This window comes from Pedobacter sp. AC212 (genome assembly GCF_979258625.1).
Map to the genome: position 1 here is coordinate 21,551 of NZ_OZ409870.1, position 22,285 is coordinate 43,835.

At 35.9% G+C, this 22,285-nt stretch carries 15 protein-coding genes; 6 read left to right on the forward strand and 9 right to left on the reverse strand.

The genetic code is table 11. The annotated features are described in order from the left end of the window. Window positions 1-168: 168 nt before the first annotated feature. The 3 genes from ACZZZC_RS00100 to ACZZZC_RS00110 form a co-directional block, all read right to left on the reverse strand. A complete protein-coding gene (locus tag ACZZZC_RS00100; protein ID WP_463486325.1) occupies window positions 169-1,161 on the reverse strand; it encodes a hypothetical protein in 993 nt (330 codons plus the stop codon). A 37-nt stretch (window positions 1,162-1,198) separates the two neighbouring features. Further along, complete coding sequence (locus tag ACZZZC_RS00105; protein WP_463486326.1) at window positions 1,199-2,536, reverse strand: MATE family efflux transporter; 1,338 nt, start codon at window positions 2,534-2,536, stop codon at window positions 1,199-1,201. A gap of 116 nt (window positions 2,537-2,652) precedes the next feature. Continuing rightward, on the reverse strand, window positions 2,653-5,010 hold the full coding sequence (locus tag ACZZZC_RS00110) for a GumC family protein (protein WP_463486327.1): 2,358 nt from the start codon (window positions 5,008-5,010) through the stop codon (window positions 2,653-2,655). A gap of 630 nt (window positions 5,011-5,640) precedes the next feature. Here ACZZZC_RS00110 and fcl point away from each other — a divergent pair. The 6 genes from fcl to ACZZZC_RS00140 all read left to right on the forward strand — a co-directional run bounded on the left by fcl (window position 5,641) and on the right by ACZZZC_RS00140 (window position 11,704). Then, on the forward strand, window positions 5,641-6,570 hold the full coding sequence (gene fcl / locus ACZZZC_RS00115) for a GDP-L-fucose synthase (protein WP_463486328.1): 930 nt from the start codon (window positions 5,641-5,643) through the stop codon (window positions 6,568-6,570). Between the two features lie 13 nt (window positions 6,571-6,583). Continuing rightward, a complete protein-coding gene (locus ACZZZC_RS00120; protein WP_463486329.1) occupies window positions 6,584-7,894 on the forward strand; it encodes a UDP-glucose dehydrogenase family protein in 1,311 nt (436 codons plus the stop codon). A 1-nt stretch (window position 7,895) separates the two neighbouring features. After that, the gene (locus ACZZZC_RS00125; RefSeq protein ID WP_463484270.1) at window positions 7,896-8,885 is read left to right on the forward strand and encodes a UDP-glucuronic acid decarboxylase family protein; all 990 of its coding nucleotides are present in this window, start codon (window positions 7,896-7,898) and stop codon (window positions 8,883-8,885) included. 183 nt (window positions 8,886-9,068) lie between these two features. Continuing rightward, window positions 9,069-9,809, forward strand: coding sequence for a WecB/TagA/CpsF family glycosyltransferase (locus ACZZZC_RS00130; RefSeq protein WP_463486330.1), 741 nt, complete (start codon window positions 9,069-9,071; stop codon window positions 9,807-9,809). A gap of 1 nt (window position 9,810) precedes the next feature. Further along, window positions 9,811-10,812, forward strand: a complete 1,002-nt coding sequence (locus ACZZZC_RS00135; RefSeq protein WP_463484272.1) for a Gfo/Idh/MocA family protein — start codon at window positions 9,811-9,813, stop codon at window positions 10,810-10,812. A 7-nt stretch (window positions 10,813-10,819) separates the two neighbouring features. Beyond that, window positions 10,820-11,704: an aldo-keto reductase family protein gene (locus ACZZZC_RS00140; protein WP_463484273.1), complete on the forward strand. Its 885-nt coding sequence runs from the start codon at window positions 10,820-10,822 to the stop codon at window positions 11,702-11,704. Window positions 11,705-11,784: 80 nt separating this feature from the next. Here the strand turns inward: ACZZZC_RS00140 and ACZZZC_RS00145 are convergent, their stop codons facing one another. The 6 genes from ACZZZC_RS00145 to ACZZZC_RS00170 form a co-directional block, all read right to left on the reverse strand. Further along, on the reverse strand, window positions 11,785-16,122 hold the full coding sequence (locus ACZZZC_RS00145; protein ID WP_463486331.1) for a right-handed parallel beta-helix repeat-containing protein: 4,338 nt from the start codon (window positions 16,120-16,122) through the stop codon (window positions 11,785-11,787). 326 nt (window positions 16,123-16,448) lie between these two features. After that, the gene (locus tag ACZZZC_RS00150) at window positions 16,449-17,588 is read right to left on the reverse strand and encodes a glycosyltransferase family 4 protein (protein WP_463486332.1); all 1,140 of its coding nucleotides are present in this window, start codon (window positions 17,586-17,588) and stop codon (window positions 16,449-16,451) included. Between the two features lie 2 nt (window positions 17,589-17,590). Then, window positions 17,591-18,709 (reverse strand): glycosyltransferase family 4 protein, encoded by a 1,119-nt coding sequence (locus ACZZZC_RS00155; protein WP_463486333.1) that lies wholly within the window; start codon window positions 18,707-18,709, stop codon window positions 17,591-17,593. Between the two features lie 20 nt (window positions 18,710-18,729). Continuing rightward, entirely contained in the window at window positions 18,730-19,581 is an 852-nt protein-coding gene (locus tag ACZZZC_RS00160) for a glycosyltransferase family 2 protein (protein WP_463486334.1), read from the reverse strand. Continuing rightward, window positions 19,578-21,056: an O-antigen ligase family protein gene (locus tag ACZZZC_RS00165; RefSeq protein WP_463486335.1), complete on the reverse strand. Its 1,479-nt coding sequence runs from the start codon at window positions 21,054-21,056 to the stop codon at window positions 19,578-19,580. Before ACZZZC_RS00165 ends, ACZZZC_RS00160 begins: the two co-directional genes overlap by 4 nt. 1 nt (window position 21,057) lies before the next feature. Beyond that, window positions 21,058-22,281 (reverse strand): glycosyltransferase, encoded by a 1,224-nt coding sequence (locus ACZZZC_RS00170; RefSeq protein WP_463484279.1) that lies wholly within the window; start codon window positions 22,279-22,281, stop codon window positions 21,058-21,060. Window positions 22,282-22,285: the final 4 nt, after the last annotated feature.

A 22,285-nucleotide genomic window follows, 5' to 3' on the forward strand; every position in this document is an offset into this window, starting at 1 on the left:
AAGTTAAAGTTATAGGCAGGCCTATTCTCAAAGAAGATAACCAATAATTCTACTAAAATATAGATCGATAAATGAAATGATAATTTGGGAATCTTCTTTTCAAATATCCCCTTTAGAGACGTATATATTAAAAGAAATAGGTAGAGTGCCACATACACAACACCCCCTTTAAGAATCAATTGCAAAAAACCTACTTCGCTTGAGAAGCGTTGATAAAAAATCTGAAAAATCTTGATTTTTCTGGAGGTTAAAAAAATATTCACTAAAATACGTTCCTAAAAAGCCCCTACCAAAAAAATATTCGTGGGCTTTTAAATCTCCAAACAATTCTTCAAACAAAAACGATCGGGTATCTGTAACATCGACAGAATTGCTTCCAGTTATTTCCGAAAAAAAAAGTAAAAAATTCTTTAAATTAATTACTACCTGAAAAGTAATAAAAAAAATACTTGCTAAAATAAGCCCTTTTATTGCCGTTGACCTTTTAAATAGATTTAACGAAATGAAAATCCCTGTAAAAAATATAATTTTCAATAGTATCACTCTATATTCAGAAACATAACTAAAAATGCATGCCAGTATGATAATCAAAATATAAAAAGCTAAATGCTTTTTTGCATCTAATGCAAATATAAATGCTGGTATAACAGCTGATGTACAAACATATCCTGGGTAGTACGGTAAAGTGCTGAATGGATTTGGAAAAAATAGAAAGAGGAAAACTACACATGATATTTTCAGAATCCTAATTATTTCTTGTTTCGATGCATAAAACCCTACACCAAATGAGAAAACAGGCACAACGGCTAGTAGTGCATAAGGGTGGTTTATTAATGTAATTATACTAAAGCCAGGTGTAAGAAATGTTGCAATTAAATTAATAAAAATGAATATGCCGTATACACAAAAGAATACAGTTAAAAATTTGGGCATTTCAAATCCAAACCTGTTAAACTTATAATATATGCTAAATAACTGCGCCATGGATAGATACAGAAAGATGGAAAATATGATCTTCTTCCACAACAAGGTGTTGGGGTCATCATAAAAAACGCTTGATAAAAAAACTAATAAAAGCAAAACATAAAATGATAGTTTCATTTCTTTTAAGAAATCTCCAATCCTTCTATCGCTATAATTTATATATTCGGAGTAGTGCATTTTTTTTAGTTAAAAATTCATTCATTTCATTCGGATTTCACCTCCAAATGCGCTGTAAGTTTTTCCGTATTATAATAACCTCATATTGCATTTTCCAAAGTATTAAGGCTAATACTGCCCAAAAAATATTCAGTATCAATAGGCCGTCTACACCAAAATTGCAAACTTTCATTAGTAGGTATGCAGTTGGATAGTGAAGCATTAGTGTAATTAGACTATATAAAACCTGCAAATTGAGCGTACCAGCACCATTTATAAAATGAACGTATGCCTGTACGAATAAGGTTAGTGAAAAATAGATACTGAGATAAATATTAATGTGTTGTGGAACTTCTATTTCCGGGCCGAGCCAAACCGAGTAAGCAAATTTATTAACTAATAACATACCGACTAAGCCAAGAACGAGAAAAAAATTTAAGCGATTAATTTGAGCGATTATTTTTTTTATCCAGGCAAAATCTTTTTTAGCAAACGCTTCTGAAAAGGCGGCCCATAGAGGATGTACAAACATTAGCTGAAAAATTGTTGCAATACTAAAGTATCTGTAGGCAATATTATAGAGTGTTACAGTGTCATTGTCGGTAAACTGCGCTATCAAAAAATTATTTGATGTTAGTATAACAATAACAGAAATTTGAATTATAAAAAACTTAATGCTCAATCCAAACAACTTTCTCTTATAAGTAAATTTGAAACTCGCAATAGTTGGTCGCAGAAAGGGTTCTTTTATATAATATATTATAGAATATATCAACAAACATAATGGGTAAGTAAAAACTAACGCTGCCACCAGAAACACGAAAGAATTAGTGAAGAGATGGCCACAAAAGTAAATCAAAGCCAGGGATAAGAAATTGCCAGCCACCATTATGCCATTTGCTATGAAATGTAGCTGTTTAACCATAAGAAGGGAGGTAATTGGTTTTAAAAGAAATAGAAGACAAAAAGATATGACAGTCAAACGTAGCGCTAACCGTAAGCTTCGCTCATTTATTTTTGTATTAAAGATTGTATTCCAATTTAAATTGGAATCAAGCAAAAAATATAACGATAGAATAAAAATGACAAAGAAAAACAAAAAGACATATGTTGTGGAAAGATAAGACCTTACAAGCTTGACATCATCGTTTACCAATGCCTCGCTGATTCTATTAGTAAGCCCATTTACTAAACCAAAATCGAATATGCTAAACCAGGTTACAACCGAAGCAATAGTAAGATAAACTCCGTAACTACCCTTATCAACATATCCCAATGAGATAGGAACAAGAGAGAGGGTAACAATTGTGCTTATAATTTTAACTAAAAATGAGCGGACTACATTTTTCACAACATCTTTACTTCGCTGATCTGCTAACTTAAATGTAAAATTCATTTTAAATAGGTATGTGGGTTAAATTTTTCTTTGTCGTATTTTTCAGACTTCGGAAAAAACCAAATTCATGTATAATAATTAAAAAGCCAACTCAATTTTCGAGATGATATGATTGATTAAAACCGACAGCTGAAATTGCTGAAGAGTGGAGCGAATAATTGGCGCTCTTTAGGGGTATAGTATGTATTCGCAAAATCATAGCCGTACCCAAACCTTACTTTTTCAATACCGTTAAAAACAATCTTAACATTTTTCAATTGTTCTTGTCTTACCATGGAATTCAAAAATTGCAATTCACTTTTCTGCGTGAGACCTTGCCTGATGATGAATAGTGAAACATCTGTAAATGGAGATATCATAGCGGCATCTGGAACTAAATGCAGTGGGGGGCTGTCAATTATGATGTCATCATAGCGAACACTTAATTCATCTATCAAAGTTTTCAGCTCAGGTTTTTCAAGCATTTCGGCTGGATTCGAAACGAGAGCGCCACATACAATAATATCGAGATTTTCATGCGTTTTCGAATGTTGTATTACCGACTCGACTGACCTAAGTCCCGCAAAATAATCGCTTAAACCAAACGTATTACTCTTCAAGCTCAAAGCTTTTCCAACTTTTGGTCTTCTCATATCTAATTCTAATATGATTGTCTTTCTACCTGCATAGGCCAATGATAATGACAAATTAACCCCAATGAAACTTTTTCCCTCACCTGCTATACTCGAAGTGATCAGTGTAACCCGCCCTGTTTTTTTTTCTCCATGCAGATAATGAAGCTTCGTTCTCAAACTGCGCAACTGCTCAGTTAGCGCAGTGTGTTCCTTACCGTTAATTATCAACTCATTTTTATTATTTTCTAGCGGAAGCTCAGCTATAACATCGATGTTTGACCGGTCTAAAATATCTCTTAAACTTAAAATCTTTGTACTTAACACTACACGCAAATAAATGATTAAGGCGGTTGATAAAAGGCCCAAGCAAATAGATATCGCTAATACTAACAGCGAACGGCTTTTCTTCGGAGCGATAAAGTATGCTTCGTCAATTGTACGTTCGTTCTTTAGAATACCAGAATAATTCGCAGCAGCTTCTTCCCTTTTTTGCAAATAGTAAGTGTAAAGGCCCTCTTTACTAGATTGTCCTCTCTTTATATCAATAAACTTCCGCTCTTGAGTAGGAATATTCCTAATTGAAGTTTCAAATTTGGAATTGTAGTTGAGAAGCTTCTTCCGCGTTTGCTCCAAAGTGATTTTTATATTTTTTACGCTTTCTTTTATTACTGCCTTAGTATTTTTTATTTGACGATTGATGGGCTCAAACTCTGGATTTGTTTCTGGCATAATTGCAGAAAGTTCTTCGTAATTTAGCTGAAGCGACTTTAATTTTTCGATTGAGTTATTTAATGCTAAGTCGGTAATACCGCTAGCGGAAGGTATCTTTTCCGAATTTTGAGCAGAAGACACATATGAATATAATCTGTTTATCGCTTCTAATTGTATATTGGCTTCATTAAGTTTAGTATCATTTGCCTGGAGATTTTCTAGGCTTACCTTCGATTGTAAGCTTATATCGGTTAAACCTTCACTACTTTTAAAGTCTTCAAGCCCCTTTTCTGATGAGCCTAGATCCGTAGAAAGTGCCTCAATTTTTTGATCTAAGAAATCTATTGTGTTCTTTATATCTTTGTTTTTTTCAAAAGATGCTTCCAAGTTATATTTAGAAATCAAGGTATTCAGAATATCCTTCCCACGTTGGGCAACCGGGTCTTTAATATCCAAATTCACCATTGTTGATAATTTATTAGATAAGTTCACACCAATATTTTTCTGATACAGATCTGATACCTCATCAACGTTTCTGAGTTTTAACCTAATTTGTTGCCCTTTATAGTCAGAAATATTTTTCGACTTTCGAAGCTTCCAGCTTCCCAATGTAGTAACATATTGTTTATCAAAACGTAATTGTCCCTGGTCAACACCATCAATTTTCAACTGGAATCTATTATCATCAAGTATAACCACATCGAGGTTATGTAGGTCGTCAAAGTTTACAATGTTAGCCGAAACAAAAACAAACGGAGTATTTTCATACAAATCGATGTACCTAAGCCCGTCCTTTCTATAATAACCAATCCATAACTTTAGTTCATTAACCATCTGACGGATAAGCTTTTTAGATTTGATAACTTCAATTTCGTTTTCTACAAGCTTAAAAGAATTAGACAAATCGATTTCTCTTAGAGCGGAACTTTGACTTCCCTTCTTCTCATCACTGATCATTAAAGTTGCTTTAACTTCATAAGTTGGAGAAACAAAATATAAATACAGTAATGCTACTGCCACACATATACTTACAGCCAGAATGTGCAAAGGCCAGTGATAGAGATATTTTTTTATTATGTTTTCCAAATCTCCGACTTGGTTTTTAGTTTCGAGAATCTGTAGTTTATGTTTATCGTTTATGAGAGACATACTTAGTTTGTTAGGGTTTATTTAGAAAAAAGATACTGTTACCGAAAATCAGAGCCACGATGCGCTTATATAATCTGACCAATTATTACTGGAATGTGGCCACTACAAATAAAAAAATCAATGCATTACTTAATATTGATAGGAAATGTAATTAGTGATATTTGGCTATTCTGCTGAAACCGAAAGCTATTCTCAATCTTTGCAGATGAATTATATGACATGTGATACCATAATTATAATCAGAAACAAGTGAGTCACATTCAAATTCGTACCGATTAAAGATTATAGTAGTGATGTTCGATAGTTCTTAATAATTAGCGATGGCCGATAATTAAAAATAGTTATAGTTTGTTTTCAACAGACTAAATTATCTTGTTCGCGTAAAAAATCCAATAGCCCTTTTTAGCTATTGATAAGTGAAGCTTTCTTTAACTCCCTCTCGGTGGTATTTTAGATGATAGTATCAAAGGGCTATTGCCTAACACTTCCTCCTTTGATAATTTCGTTCACATAATCTAGCAAATAAAAAGTCTATAAACGGTGTGGAAATATTTAGTTAATCCGTTCTAAAAAGGTATTGCAAAAACAGATTTAAATCTCAGAAAAGGTTACATTGATAAAAGCCAAACATTGGAAAAGCACTCAAAAGTATACATCGCCGGTCATCGTGGCATGGTGGGATCCGCCATTTACCGAAAACTCGAAAAGGAAGGGTTTTCGAATATCATTACGAAAACCTCCACCGAACTAGATTTACGAAATCAACAGGCTGTTGAAAATTTCTTTGAAAGAGAGAAACCCGATTACGTTTTTTTAGCCGCAGCGAAAGTTGGGGGAATTGTAGCAAACAACACGTACAGAGCAGATTTTTTGTACGAGAATTTGGCTATACAAAACAATGTTATTCACCAGTCTCATATTCATGGTGTAAAAAAACTGATGTTTTTGGGTTCGAGTTGCATTTACCCGAAATTGGCTCCACAACCACTTAAGGAAGATTATTTGCTAACAGGATTATTGGAACAAACTAATGAACCTTATGCGATAGCTAAAATCGCTGGTATAAAAATGTGCGAAGCCTACAGAGCACAGTATAATTGCAATTTTATTTCGGTAATGCCGACAAATCTATACGGCTATAATGATAATTACCACCCCGAAAATTCACATGTTTTACCTGCGTTAATCAGAAAATTTGATGAGGCTAAAACTAACAAATCAGATAAGGTAGTGATTTGGGGGTCTGGCTCTCCTATGAGAGAATTTTTATTTGCTGATGATTTGGCCGATGCCTGTTATTATTTAATGCAAACCTATAATGAAGCCGAGCTGGTAAATATAGGGACCGGAGAAGATCTGACGATAAAAAATCTTGCCATTGCTATCCAGAAGGTAATTGGTTTCGACGGAGAGTTAGCATTCGATAGCAATAAACCTGACGGAACGCCCCGAAAACTTATGGATGTTTCTAAGCTTCACTCATTAGGATGGAAACACAAAATTAACCTGGAAGAAGGTCTTAACCTGGCCTACCAGGATTATAAACAATTTAATAACTAAAAAACTCCTCAATATGAAAATCGCTGTAATTGGTACCGGCTATGTTGGCCTGGTAACGGGCACTTGCTTGGCAGAAACTGGGAACAATGTTATCTGTGTTGATATAAATGTGGAGAAAGTTGCAAAGATGCAAAATGGAGAAGTTCCCATTTACGAACCTGGTTTAGACTTATTATTCAATCGAAATATAGAGCAGGGAAGACTTCATTTCACTACTGATTTGGCCTCCGCCGTCAAAGATGCCAAAATTATCTTCATGGCGCTCCCTACTCCTCCAAACGGCGATGGTGCTGCAGACCTTTCTTACATTCTTGGCGCTTCTGAAGATATATCCAAACTGATCACGGAATACAAAGTAATAGTAAATAAATCTACCGTACCCGTTGGTACTGCCGATAAGGTAAGAGCTGTTTTCGAAAAAAATACCGACGTACCCGTTGATGTGGTTTCAAACCCCGAATTTTTAAGGGAAGGTGTTGCCGTTGATGATTTTATGAAACCAGATCGTGTAGTATTAGGTACAAGAAGTGAAAAAGCTATAAAATTAATGTCGGAATTATATGCTCCTTATGTAAGACAGGGAAATCCCATCTTATTTATGGACGAGAGATCATCTGAACTTACTAAATATGCAGCCAATTCCTTTCTAGCAACAAAAATCACTTTTATGAATGAGGTTGCAAACCTCTGCGAATTAGTAGGGGCAGATGTTGATGCCGTGAGAAGAGGTATTGGTACCGATGAACGAATTGGTAAACGATTTCTTTTTCCAGGAATAGGCTATGGAGGATCATGCTTTCCAAAGGATGTACAGGCTTTAGTGATGGCGGCAAACAATGCCGATTATAACTTTCAAATCCTTAACGCGGTAATGGATGTTAATGAAAATCAAAAACTTATTATCGTTAATAAAGTATTAAAATACTATAAAAATAATCTTCAAGGAAAGAATTTTGCCCTTTGGGGATTAGCATTTAAGCCAGAAACTGATGATATCCGCGAAGCACCATCACTTTATATTATTGATGCTCTTGTAAAACATGGCGCAAGTGTAAGTGTGTTCGATCCGGAAGCAATGACTAATGTTAAAAACGCCATCGGAGATAAAGTAACCTATGCAAACAGTGCTTATGAAGCATTGAATAACGCGGATGCTTTGCTGATTGCAACAGAGTGGTCTTTATTTCGAACACCTGATTTTGACCAAATGGAAAAGCTTCTAAAATCGAAAGTAATATTTGATGGCCGTAATCTTTACGATCTGCAAAAGATGATTGATCTCGGCTACTATTATAACAGTATAGGTAGAAAATTAATAGACTAATATGAAACGAAAAAAGATATTAATCACCGGAGCTGCAGGATTTTTGGGCTCACATCTTTGTGATCGTTTTATTAAAGATGATTATCATGTTATTGGCATGGATAACCTGATAACCGGAGATATTGCCAACATTGAACACCTGTTTAAATTGGAAAACTTTGAATTTTACAATCATGATGTTTCCAAATTTGTACACATCCCTGGCAAATTAGACTACATTTTACACTTTGCCTCGCCAGCAAGCCCGATTGATTATTTAAAAATTCCAATACAAACGCTAAAAGTTGGCTCTTTAGGCACACACAATCTCTTAGGCTTAGCCCGCAACAAGGGAGCAAGAATGCTAATTGCTTCTACTTCCGAGGTATATGGAGATCCAAATATTAGCCCACAACCAGAAGAATACTGGGGAAATGTTAATCCTGTTGGGCCTCGTGGTGTTTACGATGAGGCAAAACGTTTCCAAGAAGCAATGACCATGGCCTACCACACTTTTCATGGTGTAGAAACGAGAATTGTTAGAATTTTTAATACGTATGGCCCACGTATGCGCTTAAACGATGGAAGAGTGTTACCCGCTTTTATAGGCCAGGCTTTAAGAGGTGAAGACCTTACTATTTTTGGTGATGGCAGCCAGACCCGCTCATTTTGCTATGTTGATGATTTGATTGAGGGCATTTGTCGTTTATTAATGAGCGATTATGCGCAACCTGTTAATATCGGTAACCCCGATGAAATAACTATCAAACAGTTTTGCGAAGAAATTATTAAGCTCACAGGAACTAATCAGAAGATTGTTTATCAACCGCTTCCACAAGATGATCCAAAACAACGTAGGCCGGATATCACCAAAGCACAAAATATTTTAGGTTGGGAGCCAAAAATTCAGCGAGAAGAAGGTTTGAAAATTACTTATGAATACTTTAAAACACTACCTCCATCAGCACTGGAAAAAGTAGAGCACAAAGACTTTACCGGTTATAACAAGTAATACCGAGTGCTGCAAAAATCTGCATCAACAATAAGCTTAAACGGTCCTGAAGATGAATTTTTTGAATCATAGCCCTATAAGGCTATTGTAGTGCAAGCTAAATTGTAAGACTTTAGTAATGTTATAAAAAACGATAAATATTCAGCGTAACACGTATACCGAACCATTGAAAGATTAAAACTGATGAACTTACCCCTATTTGTAGACGTACTGGATTTTAAGGTTTTTTCTGATGATTTAAACACGATAGCCATTGGAAGTGATAAATGCAGAACCATCAACACGATTAGCCCGAATTCTTATGGCTTATCGCTCAAAGATGATGTATTTAAAGAGGCCCTAAAAAAGACAGATTACCTGGTGTTGGATGGAGTGTACTTCGCTTTTGCATCATTGATGCTGAAAGGGAAAAATATCAAAAAGAACCAAGGTCCAGATGTTTTCTATCATTTTATGGAAAGGATGGCAGAACAAGGTGGAAAAGTTTTCTTCTTAGGATCAAGTGAACAAACGCTAAATAAAATAGAACAAAGAGTAAAAAAAGAGTACAATAACATCGAAGCCAAAAGTTATTCTCCTCCGTTTAAGGAAGCCTTTACCGAAGAGGATAACCAAAAAATGCTTGATACGATAAACGATTTCAAACCAGATATTTTATTTGTGGGAATGACTTGCCCTAAGCAAGAAAAGTGGGCTACGCAGTTTAGAGATCATATCAATGCAGGATTAGTAATTAGTATCGGGAACGTATTTGATTGGTTTGCTGGAACTCAGAAAGCCATTCATCAATTTTGGTTCCAGATAAGAATGGCATGGTTAATTAGAATTTTTTATAGACCCGAAATCTTTCGTAGGAATATTAAAAACCAGATGACCTTCTTCGGTCATGTAATATTGATTTTTTTAAAATTAAAGAAAATATAAAATGATAAAAGTTGCATTAGTAGGTGCCGGCAAGATGGGTGTTTCTCACTTGTCGATATTAGGAGCTCACCCTGACGTTGAAGTTGTTGGTGTTTGCGATACCTCAAAAGTAGTAACCAACTTTTTGGAGCGTTATTCTAAATTAGATTGTTTCGCAGATTTTGCAAAAATGCTCGATAATGCAAAACCGGATGCGGTTTTTGTGGCTGTACCAACAAAATTCCATCACCAGATTATAAAACTTGCGATGGAAAAGAACATCCATGTTTTTGCTGAAAAACCTTTTTGCCTTAATACTGCAGAAGGCACGGAACTTATTGAACTGGCAGCAAGAAAAAATCTGGTTAATCAGGTGGGCTATCATAACAAGTTTGTTGGAACTTTCAAGGAGGTGAAACGTATCGTTCAATCAGGTATGCTTGGAGAGGTTTATCATTTCGTTGCCGAATCTTATGGCCCTGTAGTTACCAAAGCAAAGCAAAGCTCATGGAGATCTAAACCAGAAGAAGGTGGTGGCTGCTTAATGGATTATGCATCACACGTAATCGATTTGGTTAACGACATTATTTCGCCAATTAATCAGGTTAAAGGTGCTACGCTAAAATCCATTTATTCAAACACTGTTGAAGATGCGGTGTATTCGGTAATGAATACTACAAGTAATGTAAGTGGCATTCTTTCGGTAAATTGGAGTGAAGAAACGTACCGTAAAATGTCTACAACAGTTACTATTCTAGGTTCAAAAGGCAAAATAATTTCTGATGCAAATGAACTGAAGTTATACCTTAAAGACGAAACAAAAGACTATACCAAAGGCTGGAACGTAAAGTATATCACCGACCTAACCGACCAGGTTAACTTCAACCTTCGCGGTGAAGAGTATTCAGCACAAATAGATTATTTTATTGATGCAGTTATGAAAAGGAAGCCCAACACGGTTAATACTTTTCATCAAGCCTGGCAAACAGATAAAGTTATTGAATTAATTAAACAACATAGGTAACATGATCATGGACAGAGTATTATTTGGCGACAATCAGTTTTTCGCTGTAAACCACATTTCGGACGAAAAATCTCGGGCACAATCTATTCAGTTTAAAACTGATGATGCGATTATGAAGACATTAAATAGCGCAAAAGATGTGGGCTTGAATACATTTATGTGTACAACTCACGATAGAATTGTAGCCATTTGCGATATTATCAGGAAAGATCCGGAACAGTATGCCGATTACAAAATTTTTCCTTGTATGCCGTATGCGCATAAATATGCTAACGCGGTAACAGAACTTGGTATATCGGGTACTATTAAGCAATATGTTCCTGGTAATGTATTTGGCTCACTATTTAAAGGTGGTATGGCTATCATTTCTAAAGATTATATCTCATTAATTCAATTAATGATTGATGCAGAAATGAAAATGTTTAAGGGCATTAATACCCCTGTTATTTTTCTGCAGAATGTAATTACAGATTTACTATTAGGATTAAACTGTGATGAGGTGCTGGTTGCTTTCTGTAATCACATCAAGAAAAAATACAACGCCGAGCCGGGCTTTATTACGATGAACATGCCTAAGTTACATGCGGTTTTGGAAAGAAATGGAATTGAAAACCCAATAATTTGCAGTTCCATTAACAAGGTTGGTTTTCGAATGTCGGGCAGTATTGAAGCATACGAAGAAGTGCTTAGAACCAAGAAAGGTAGGTTTATTGCAATGCAGGTACTTGCTGGTGGAGCTATCCCTCCAGAGGAAGCAATTGAATATATCTGTAGCTTACCCAATATTGAATCCATACTGTTTGGAGCCTCATCCAAAAAAAATATCGAAAGCACAATGTCTTACATACATGCTTTCGACGATAAACAATTAACTACTGCTATGGCGAGCTAATTAGGAGTTAAGTTCACATAATTTGTGGTCAATTGAAAAAAGGGCCTAACAGCCCTTTTTTAAAACTTTTTCAAAGCTGCCTAGTCTACTTTGATAAATTTTTTGGTTAATTTATTTACACCGTTATTAAAATACAAAAGAAATGTTCCAATAGGCAAATTAGAGACATCAATTTCATTTTGTACACTGCCCTTTTCCAAAATAACTTTTTTAGCTTTTTGTCCGTTAATTGAGATCACTTCGATTATTGCTGTGTTGCTAACTTCTGGATATTTTACACTCAAAATGCTTTGTACCGGATTTGGATACAGGGATAGCTCAATTGAATTATCCAATATACTCTTGCTAATCGTGGGGCTACCCACAATGGCACTTTCCCTCCTATTGGGCCCAGCAATTATTTTAAAGCGCCAATAACCAGCCTCACGATCGACATCGCCAACCGGAATTGGCATTTGATAGCTTTTAAATACACCACTATTCTCGCTGTAAACAATCTTATCCTGAAACTCATCATGATAAGCAATTAATGTTTTAGCTATTTTATCTGTAGTGATTACAGGAGGAGCGGTTTCGCTTGATTTTGTAAACACCGGGCTCGAAATCACATCACTTTCCAGTCTATTTACAGTCGCTTTTATTTTAAATTTCCAGTAGCCAGTAGCTCTGTAAAAATCGCCGACATTAATTGTGCCCGCATAAACTGTAAAATTACCACCGTTTTCGCTTACTAATATATCTTTACTATATAAATCGTGGCTTACACTCAACGTGTTATTCAAATCATCAGCAGTAATGGTTGGTGCGCCAGGTTTATCCGGAATGGTAAAAGCCGGGCTTGATACTAAAGCGCTTTCATTTCTATTAGCTGTAGCGCTGATTTTAAATTTCCAATAACCGGCAGGTCTTGAAACATTACCTACGCTGATAGAGCCGGTATAAGCCTGAAAATCACCGTTATTTTCACTCACAACAATTGCAGCCGGATATAAGGTATGGCTAGCAGTTAGCGTGTTGGCCACATCATCTGCAAAGAGATCTGGCGGAGAGATGATTTCAGCATTGTAAAAGGCAGGGCTATTTATTACACTACTTTCTGCCCTATCTGCTGCTGCTTTAATTTTAAACTTCCAATAGCCGGCTACCCTGGAAACATTCCCCACATTTATTGTTCCGGTATAGCTTTGATAGCTTCCGTTGTTTTCACTAAATATAATTTCAGAAGAATATTGGTTATGGGAGGCACTTAGGGTATTCGCAGTATCATCAGCAGTGAGTACAGGTGGGGTTGCAGATCCTGTTGCACTGAAAGCAGGGCTTGGAACCACAGCGCTTTCGCTGCGGTTCGTACTCGGTCGAATTTTAAATTTCCAATAACCACTGGGCCGGGCTACATTGCCCACACTAATTGTTCCAGTATAAATCTGGAAAGCGCCATCATTTTCACTTACCACAATATCCCCTGCGTAGGTATCATGATTAGCAGATAGCGTATTGGCCACATCATCTGCAACAAGTATAGGTACACTTGGTGCAGTGAGCGCATTAAATGCCGGACTATTGACTACCGAGCTTTCCATTCGGTTAGTACCAGAACTGATTTTGAATTTCCAATAGCCGGCTATCCTGGCTACATTGCCCACGTTTATTGTTCCGGTATAGCTTTGATAATCGCCGTTATTCTCACTAAATACGATATGAGAGGCATATAGATCATGGGTAGCCATCAGGGTATTGGCTGCATCATCAGCAATTATTTTCGGGGCAGAGGGAGTGTTTGCGGTAGCAGTAAAAGCGGGGCTTGGTGTTTCTGCACTCTCGTTTCTATTGGTTGCCGCTTTTATTTTAAACTTCCAATAACCTTCATCCCTAGTAACATTTCCAACTTTTATTGTATCGGTATAGGCTTTAAATTCTCCACCGTTTTCGCTCACAAGAATATCTTTTGGAAATTGATCATGGGTACTCACTAACGTATTGCTTTCATCGTTACCGCTTACCCCTGGAGCACTTGGTGTAATAGTGGCAGATGTACGCATTAAGATAATTGAGGAATAGGGCGCTACATTTACACTACCAGAATAAGAGGCATTTTTGGCATCTACGTAGGTTCCATCTAAACTTACCAACTTAACCGCATCGCTTGCATTATATTCAAACCTGATATAATCATCTGGCTTGGTATTGGTTACATCAGCTTCAAGAAATTCGATATCATCTAACCAATAAACAAAGTTTCCATTGTCTGATTGAATGGTGATACAAGTATTTGCCTCAGTTTTTGGAAATGAAAAAATACATTCGTAGCTAGTGGTCGTACCAGTAAGTTTAACTGTGCTAATAGTGGAAATTGTTCCAAATGGCGCATTCCATTGTCTTAAAAAGGTTTTAATAGCTGCATCTTTGTTACCCGAAGCTTTGAAGCGTAACACATAACTCTTTGACGCATCAACAGCACCCACATTGATTATAAAATAAGATAATGCACTGCTGGTTAATTTCATCGAACCTCCGGCACCTAATTTATTTCCATTATCCCAAGAAGTAGATGTACTTCCATCGCCATAGAACATCGGCCCTGCAACGTTACTGGTAAATGCACCATTAGCTAAACGATTGCCTCCTATAGTTTTATTAAAGATATGAGCAGGAAAAGTGATTGGAGATTTCTTTGAATTGGCATCATGCTTGAACTGAACTGCCCAAGCAGCTACATTTAAATTTGTTTCAATATAAGATGGACTATGAATAAACCGCTGCGTATGAATCACTTTATCATCATCGAAAGGCCTTAAATAATAGTTATTATTTAACGAGCCGATGTTACTAATATCATCCTTTTTTGAGGTAAGCTTACCTGCCCATTGTGTAGGATACTTAGCAAAAAATATATTTTCTGAAACCTGGAGATTTGTAATTGGGTTACCAAGATCATCGTGGGAGGTGGAAAAGGCAGCACCGCAATTATATACCGTATTCTTGGTAATAGCATTATTCCTCGCATTGTGAATAAAGATCCCATTATCGGCTACCGTACTCACACTGTTATTAGATACGTTTACACCAGTTACATTATCATCTAAATAAATCCCAACTGCACTACCAGTTTCTGAGCTGGTACCTTCTTTTACTCCGATTCCATTTGTAATGATGTTATTCACAATAGATCTATTGGTAAAATTAGTGTTAACCACACCGGTAAAGGTGTAAATTCCTCCTCCATCATCTTTTATTGAACAATAATTGTCAACAAAATTATTTTTTACATGAGAATTCTCTCCCCCGAAGTAAACTCCCACATAACCTGTATTAGTTATCCGGTTATGATCAATGAGCGTATTATTGGCAGTAGCATAAATAGCGATCCCGTTATGGTCGCCACTTTTGCCCATGCCTGAAAATGGCATTGTTTTATTGATTGAATTACCTTTTATTATGGCGCCGGTACAACGATCGGTAAGCGCAATACCGTTATTTTGTGAGCTTGAAATTATACAATTTTCTACAGTAAGGTTCTTTATATCCGTTACGCTTATCGCTGTATTTCCACTAAATTCTATATTACAGTTTTTAAGGCTGATATTCGACCCTGAAGCTAGCGAAAATGCATTCTCATTTGCGCCTTTAAAGTTGATATTCTCAAATCTGATATTAGATTGTGCACCATCTGCAGCATTTAAGGCTATAATATTATCTAAGGCACTAACCTCGACATTGTATGAAGACGGTGCATTAGTACCAAAGTATACATATATCTTCTTGTTTGACGGATTATAGTACCATTCCCCAAAACTATCAAGGGTACGAAGATCATTCTGAATAAAATAACCATAATTATCGCTCGGAGTATAGCTACTGTTACTGCGATCAAAAACCAATGTATTGCCATTATGGGCCGTAATTGGATGACGATCTAAAATCCAATGCATTTTTCTGATTACAACTTCAGCGCCTTTCCAGTTGATGCTCGATCCGAGTTTACTGTCGGTAATGGAGTTATCATTTTTAGATTCGATTTTTAGATAGCCTTTATTGGCAGCATTGCTGTTAGGATATCTACCTAATTCTTGAATTGCATTATTAATTAATAATACATTGACATTTGCACGCTCTAGCGTACTTAAACTTTCATAAATTCCATTCCCAACGGGTTGCCACTGTGTAATTATTGTTAATGCGCTAATAGTTGGATTACTTCCTGTTCCATATGCTGTAAAAGATATGCCTGATGCCTTTAAAATGATGGATCCTGAAAAGACCTCATTTCTCTTAAACGACACCTCATCTCCTGCTTTTAAACTGGAAAAATAAGAATTGAGTTTTTCAATACTCTTCCAGGGCGTTGCAGGATTTTGGGCTTCTGTTGATGACCGACTATCATTCCCCGAAACTGAAGAAAAGTAGTAGGTATTAGCCATACAAAAATGGAAATAAAGAACTAAAATTGCAGTAAAAACAATTTTTACATACGGTAATTTGCGAGAACGGAAATTTACAAAATGATCTACGGGACTCTGAATCATTTAATAAACTAATTTGTTTGGTGGTGGTAAATTAACAAAATTTAAACCTTACAAACAAAGAGTTCGTTCATTTATTATCTCAAATTATTTAAATTTCTAAGAATAAAAATAAAAAGACATTAAAATGACTTAATGAGCAAACAAAAACTTAATCAACTGATAATGTAAAAGTTATACAACACCTTTTAGGAATCGTAATATAAATAATACAAAAAAGAAAATTAATGAATAGGTTCAGTTATCGCTTTTAAGACAATTTTTGAAATGTTTTCTTCAAAATGATTTAACGTAAATTTAGATTTGAATCTCTGCCGCCCTAGCTCCCCCATGTACACACCTGCTTCGGGGCTACCGATAAAAAACTGTAATTTATTAGCTAACATTAAGGCATCTTTTCTTGGAATTAAAAATCCAGTTTCTCCATCAATAATCTCGTCAGGAATCCCTGCTTCGGTAGTGGAAATTACAGGAAGTGAATACTGCATGGCTTCTAAATTAACCAAAGGAAATGCTTCATAATGGTAATAGGTTGGAAACACAAATACATCCGCGTTTTGAAAAAATTTTACCTTATCATCTCCATATTTTGGACCATGTGCAAAAACAGAATTCTGCAAGTGATGTTCCTCTACATAGTTATTAAACTCATCTGGTGTAATGTCTGTCCATCCACCCACGAAATTACAAGTAAAAGGCAGGTTACGCTTTTTTAGAATAGCACAGGCCTCTAGCAATACGTACACCCCCTTCTCAATCATCATGTTAGACAAATAGAGAATCGATAATTTTCGGCCTGCTCTAATGGACTTTGAATCAATTAATTCAGCAGCATTTAATTCAGGTACACCGCAGGGGCAATAATATACATTTTCTTCCTTTACAAAATCTTTAATATCTGGATATAGATACTTTGATAGCAGAAGCGATTTTGTGTTATTAAATGCAAAACGATAAAGAGAGTTGTTGATACCTTTATCTTTAGCTGCAGCAACACCCTTGTTATGAAAATGGTAAATAATACGTTGCCCAAACAGCTTCAATAAGGCTACAACAATTATATCTTTATAAAAAGCGGGGCCACTAGCTGTAAGCGTCATATAACACAGATCATACTTTTTGCTAATTAACTTTCTAAATACTTTCCATAGGATGGATATAAATTTAAAAAACTTTTTAAAGCTTCCTTTTCCAGTTTCAGCCAGAACTGTATTGGTGGCTAAACTAACGTAGTCTGTATTGTAATTTTCGTTTATTAGGAGACTAGTTTTAATATAATTATTAACCACAGCTGCACCATGCACTGGAGGAGGTAAGTGAAGAATAAATAAGACTTCTTTTTTTTTATTTGCTACAAACTCCATAACTACACCGCCGAAATATTAGATTTCAATTCTTTTTTATTATCAGCTAAACTGTAGCGAACAGCTTCGACTAAACCTGAAGATGCTTGTTGATGATTATATGGCTTTACCATTTCTATCGCATTTTCAGAGAACTCATTTAGTAAAACACTATCTGTTAATAAATTTAACGTGTGATTTACCCATAGGTTGACATTGTGTTCCAATATATAACCATTTTTTCCATGAATAACCAAGTCATCAGCCACGCCAGCATCTCTACTGGTTATTACTGGCGTACCACTTCCGCAAGCTTCATTACCAACAACCCCCCAAACGTCTTCAAGGGTTGTAAACAAAAAGACTTTAGCTTTTGCATAATGTTCGAATAAAGATTTTTGGTTGAGGTACCCGGTGTAATTATAATCAACGTTGTTTGCATCGAGTTTACTTAATAAAGCAGGGCGCAATTCACCATCTCCAACAATCAATACTTTAAGATTAGGAAGTAGCTTATTTAGCGCAATTACTACATCGCCAAAGAAAAAGGGTGCCTTTCTTTCAATAATCTGGCCAGAGAACATAACATGATATTCGCGTTCGTCAGGCTGCTTATATTGGAGTTGCGAATTATCAACACATAAACAGCTTTTGAATATTTTAGCATCGCTAACGCCATAGCTTTTATAAAGATCAATCGTGCCATTGCCAGGTGCCATAAATGCACTGGTAACCATATTAACCAGCTTTCTTACCAACTTTTGTGCAAAAGAAAGGCGCTGCTCGGCAATGTAGGTTCCATCATTATAAACAATAACTTTGCTACCGTTTAAAACGCACCAGAGAACTCCGTAGAGCATAGTCGGTTTAAAAGCAGTAATAATAAGTACCGAAGGCTTTATCTTATTTAGAAGCTTCCAAATACTTGGATCGTTATGCCTAACGGTACTTGCTGTTTCGGCTAAAAAATGTTTTTCATAGTTTCCATATTCAATTTTCCATTCGCGATCTGGCTCTACTCTAACGCAATAAATTACATCGTAAGTAAACTCGTTCTGCTTAGCAACCAATTCGTGCATTTTTTCGCGATATGGCCCGGGGCACTGGGTTAAATAAGATACGTGAGTTTGTTTATCATTCATGTTTTCAGGAGATTTGAGTCTTAAGATTTGAATTTATCCCATATCACCGGGAACAATGTTTTCATCCATAGTTTTACAAAGGTTTCTGGAAACGAAACTGGAAAAAATGTTTTGGTGAGGTACAAATATTCTTTGTAAGCCAAACCTTTGGGGCTTTTAAGAAACTTGATCCGCTCTGATAAAGTACTGTTCCGCGATTTCCAGTTATTACCATGATCATCGGTACATGAACCTAGAATACCAGGCGCTACATACACGCCAAAGTTATTTTTTTTGGCCTGAAGTGTGTAGTCATAATCTGCTATCCCATGAGTGTAAACCTCTGAAAGGATTCCAATTTTATCCACTACGGCTTTCGGAACAAGCATAATATTAGCATTACCCAAATCGCACTCGAGCAATTCTGTTTCGCTATACACCAGTTTAGATTTGATATTATAACTGGAGATAAGCTTTTTCCCTCCATACGAAATACTTTTTTCTGTAAGTTCAGAGGTACTCCCTACAACAATTGATGACAAGCCTTTGCTGGTATAAACCTCGGAATAACTATCTAACAAAACCTGAAGTGCATTGGGACGAAGCAGCGTATCATCATTTAACAGCAAGTAAAAATCAAACTGATGTTTTAATGCTTCAGACCATGATTTTCTCATTCCTCCTGCCCAAAATAATTGACCATTGCCCTGAAAAATATTAGCCTTTGGAAAAATTTTTAGCACAGCAGGAATTGTACCGTCTGAAGAATTATCGTCAGTAAGGAAAATCTCTAGTGAATTATTTTCAAATCCAAACTGTTTTTTTAAGCTTTCCAGGCAAGCAATAGTTTTATCTCGCCTATTAAAGGTGGTAAGAAGTACGGCGATTTTCATAACTTGTTTATTGAGTTCTTTTTAGGATAAATGATGGTTCTCGACAATAAATAGATAAGAGAGTTATAGAAAACAAGGATGATTAAAATCAGCATGAAGTAATTTGAATCCCTTATGAACTGAATTTTAAATTGGTTAATCATGAGAAACAAGAATAATAAGTTGAATCCCAAAAGAAGATCTACCATATAGTAATGCTGTCTCTTCAATTTATAATAAAGCAAAAAGCCCCTTACCATAGTTGAAAAAAAGAAATAAAGTAAAATAAATGCGCCTAAATAACCCCAAAGTACTACTGCACTCATATACAAATTATGGTAATCAGGAATATCATCTGTTCGGGCTTTATCAAAATGTGCCGCAACATACTGCCCTCTTTTGGTAAAATAACCATCTCCAAAAAAACCACCAGATCGTTCAATTTTTTTAAATCCATATTCAAAAAGTTCACCCCTGTTCATGTCTTTTCCACTCATTACACTTTTGAGTGTAAGGTTATTCATATCCACCTGTTCACTTCTTTTCGAGAATACTTCAAAATCGAAAAATTTATACGATGCATTTGCAGCAAAAAGCAACATTAAGCCAATAGTACCAACAACAATATTTAAAACTTTTACACGCCTTCCGAGGAGAATTATGGTAAAAATAATCATTACAGGCAACAACAAAATGGAAGAGCGGGTACCTGACAACACAATGGCGAATAACCCCAGTGCAGCGATAAGGATAGTAAATAAATAGAAACCTAAACCTACTTTTTTAAACTCCCCACTTAATATACCGGGCAAACAAAGTGCTATAATGGAAATTGAGTATTCTGCGTAAAATTCGAAATTGCCGAGTGTTCCTGCCGATCTTGGAATATCAAGTTCCCAAACGATATCTTCTCCAAGGTTTGGAAAAAATTCATAGGGAGAAACAAAAAAACTATAACGTTGATTTAGGGCATTGATGAACATGTATACGAAATAAATGCCCATTATCTGCACAATTTTGATGTAATGTGTAGCATCAAGCTTTATTTTAGAGCAGTAATAAAATAAGAAAAAGAAGTTAAAAAATGTGATAGAGGAGATGAGCAGCACATTAGAAGGCGTACCACTATTGGCTAAACTGAGGACCTCGACTACACAAAATGCAATAATGAGGAATACCGTTGTTTTAGTAAATCGGGTTTCGGCGAAAAAATCTTTACCATGAATAAATAAATGACCAATTAATGCTATTGATGCTGCCAGATTAAATGTTCCTCCTATCTCATAACCGTAAGTAAAATGGTTACAAATAAACAACTGCATCAAAAATGAAAAATAATCTTTTTTGTGCAGGGAAATATAGAACAAGAAAATGATTATAAGCAATGCAGCTATTGTAACAGGCATTGAATATATAGAATAGGTAAAAGGCCCAATAATTACCGAGGCTGCAATTTTGAGAAGGATTAAAAGGGTAGAATTTATTTTTAGTTTCATGTTAACGAACCATTTCTTTGTAAACCTTATGATACTTGTTGGCCTGTACTATCAAATTATACCCGATGCCAATTTTTTCAGCAATTTGTAGTTTATCGAATTTATTAAGATGATTTGCACACTTCAATAGTGCGTTCCGAAGGCTTTCAAGCGTAATTTCTTCTGCTAAGAAACCATTCTCACCATTTGTAATCAGATCCTGCAACCCGCCGATTTTGAAGCCAACTACGGGCGTTCCCACTGCTAAGCTTTCAAGCATTACGTTGGGCAAATTATCTTCTCTGCTAGGCAGTAAATAAATATCGGCAGCGCTATAAACTAAGCTTATTTCAGCTTCAGATTTAATACTTCCCAGATATTTGATATTAGGATTTTTCTCATTACCCGGAATACTTCCAACGGCTATAAACTCGAATTTCGAATGGATAGCTGGATCGTTTACCAGCTCCGTGATAAAATTAAAACCTTTGCGGATACTTTTAATGGTCTCAGAGATAAACAGCACCGTGATTTTACTGGTATCCAACCCCATCAATTGTTTAGTGAGTCCATCAACCTTATATTTAAAAACTGCTTCGTCTATCCCATTGGGAATATGAACATGTTTAAACCTCCCCAAGTTCTCTGAATTAAGCGCTTCATTCTGTATCCATTTTGAAGGAGAAACAACTGTCATATCAAGATCTGCCAGATATGACAGTCCTATTTTTTTACACTCATACTGCTGGCAATCAATGTCTTTCAAATGAGAATTCCTTAAGGTATCTTCTTTATAGTGGAAACCACCTTGAAAGGCATTCATATCATGTTGAGTCCAAACGATAGGTTTTTTCAACGTTTTAAAAAATGAGCTATAATCTACAAAGTTGGGTACCCAGTGAAGGTTAATAATATCGCTTTCTTGCACTAATTCATGCTGAACCAAATGAGAGAATGAAGTTTTCGCAAAAGAGAAAAATTCGAAATGACCCGTAAAATTCCGGTAGTTATTATCGTTTCTGTGTTCGAGTGTTTGGGGAAAACCCAATTTCTTTAACACCCGAAGAAAAAGCAATAAAACCCTGCTACCCTTTGGAAATTCGTAGATATCGTTTTCGGTTTTGGAGTTCTTATTCAAAACCAGCATCTTGCTATCTACGCCAATTTGAAGTAATCCCTTGTGTAAGCGTACAGCCGCTGTACCAGCCCCGCCACCATCAGAATAGCATATATGCAAAACCTTCATTACT

Bases quoted from the DNA above. Each gene is read 5' to 3' on its own strand.
- ACZZZC_RS00170 (WP_463484279.1), bottom strand. From the start codon at position 22,281: ATGAAGGTTTTGCATATATGCTATTCTGATGGTGGCGGGGCTGGTACA.
- ACZZZC_RS00100 (WP_463486325.1), bottom strand. From the start codon at position 1,161: ATGCACTACTCCGAATATATAAATTATAGCGATAGAAGGATTGGAGAT.
- ACZZZC_RS00120 (WP_463486329.1), top strand. From the start codon at position 6,584: ATGAAAATCGCTGTAATTGGTACCGGCTATGTTGGCCTGGTAACGGGC.
- ACZZZC_RS00125 (WP_463484270.1), top strand. From the start codon at position 7,896: ATGAAACGAAAAAAGATATTAATCACCGGAGCTGCAGGATTTTTGGGC.
- ACZZZC_RS00140 (WP_463484273.1), top strand. From the start codon at position 10,820: ATGGACAGAGTATTATTTGGCGACAATCAGTTTTTCGCTGTAAACCAC.
- ACZZZC_RS00155 (WP_463486333.1), bottom strand. From the start codon at position 18,709: ATGAATGATAAACAAACTCACGTATCTTATTTAACCCAGTGCCCCGGG.
- ACZZZC_RS00145 (WP_463486331.1), bottom strand. From the start codon at position 16,122: ATGGCTAATACCTACTACTTTTCTTCAGTTTCGGGGAATGATAGTCGG.
- ACZZZC_RS00110 (WP_463486327.1), bottom strand. From the start codon at position 5,010: ATGTCTCTCATAAACGATAAACATAAACTACAGATTCTCGAAACTAAA.
- ACZZZC_RS00165 (WP_463486335.1), bottom strand. From the start codon at position 21,056: ATGAAACTAAAAATAAATTCTACCCTTTTAATCCTTCTCAAAATTGCA.
- ACZZZC_RS00135 (WP_463484272.1), top strand. From the start codon at position 9,811: ATGATAAAAGTTGCATTAGTAGGTGCCGGCAAGATGGGTGTTTCTCAC.
- ACZZZC_RS00130 (WP_463486330.1), top strand. From the start codon at position 9,069: ATGAACTTACCCCTATTTGTAGACGTACTGGATTTTAAGGTTTTTTCT.
- ACZZZC_RS00105 (WP_463486326.1), bottom strand. From the start codon at position 2,536: ATGAATTTTACATTTAAGTTAGCAGATCAGCGAAGTAAAGATGTTGTG.
- ACZZZC_RS00150 (WP_463486332.1), bottom strand. From the start codon at position 17,588: ATGGAGTTTGTAGCAAATAAAAAAAAAGAAGTCTTATTTATTCTTCAC.
- ACZZZC_RS00160 (WP_463486334.1), bottom strand. From the start codon at position 19,581: ATGAAAATCGCCGTACTTCTTACCACCTTTAATAGGCGAGATAAAACT.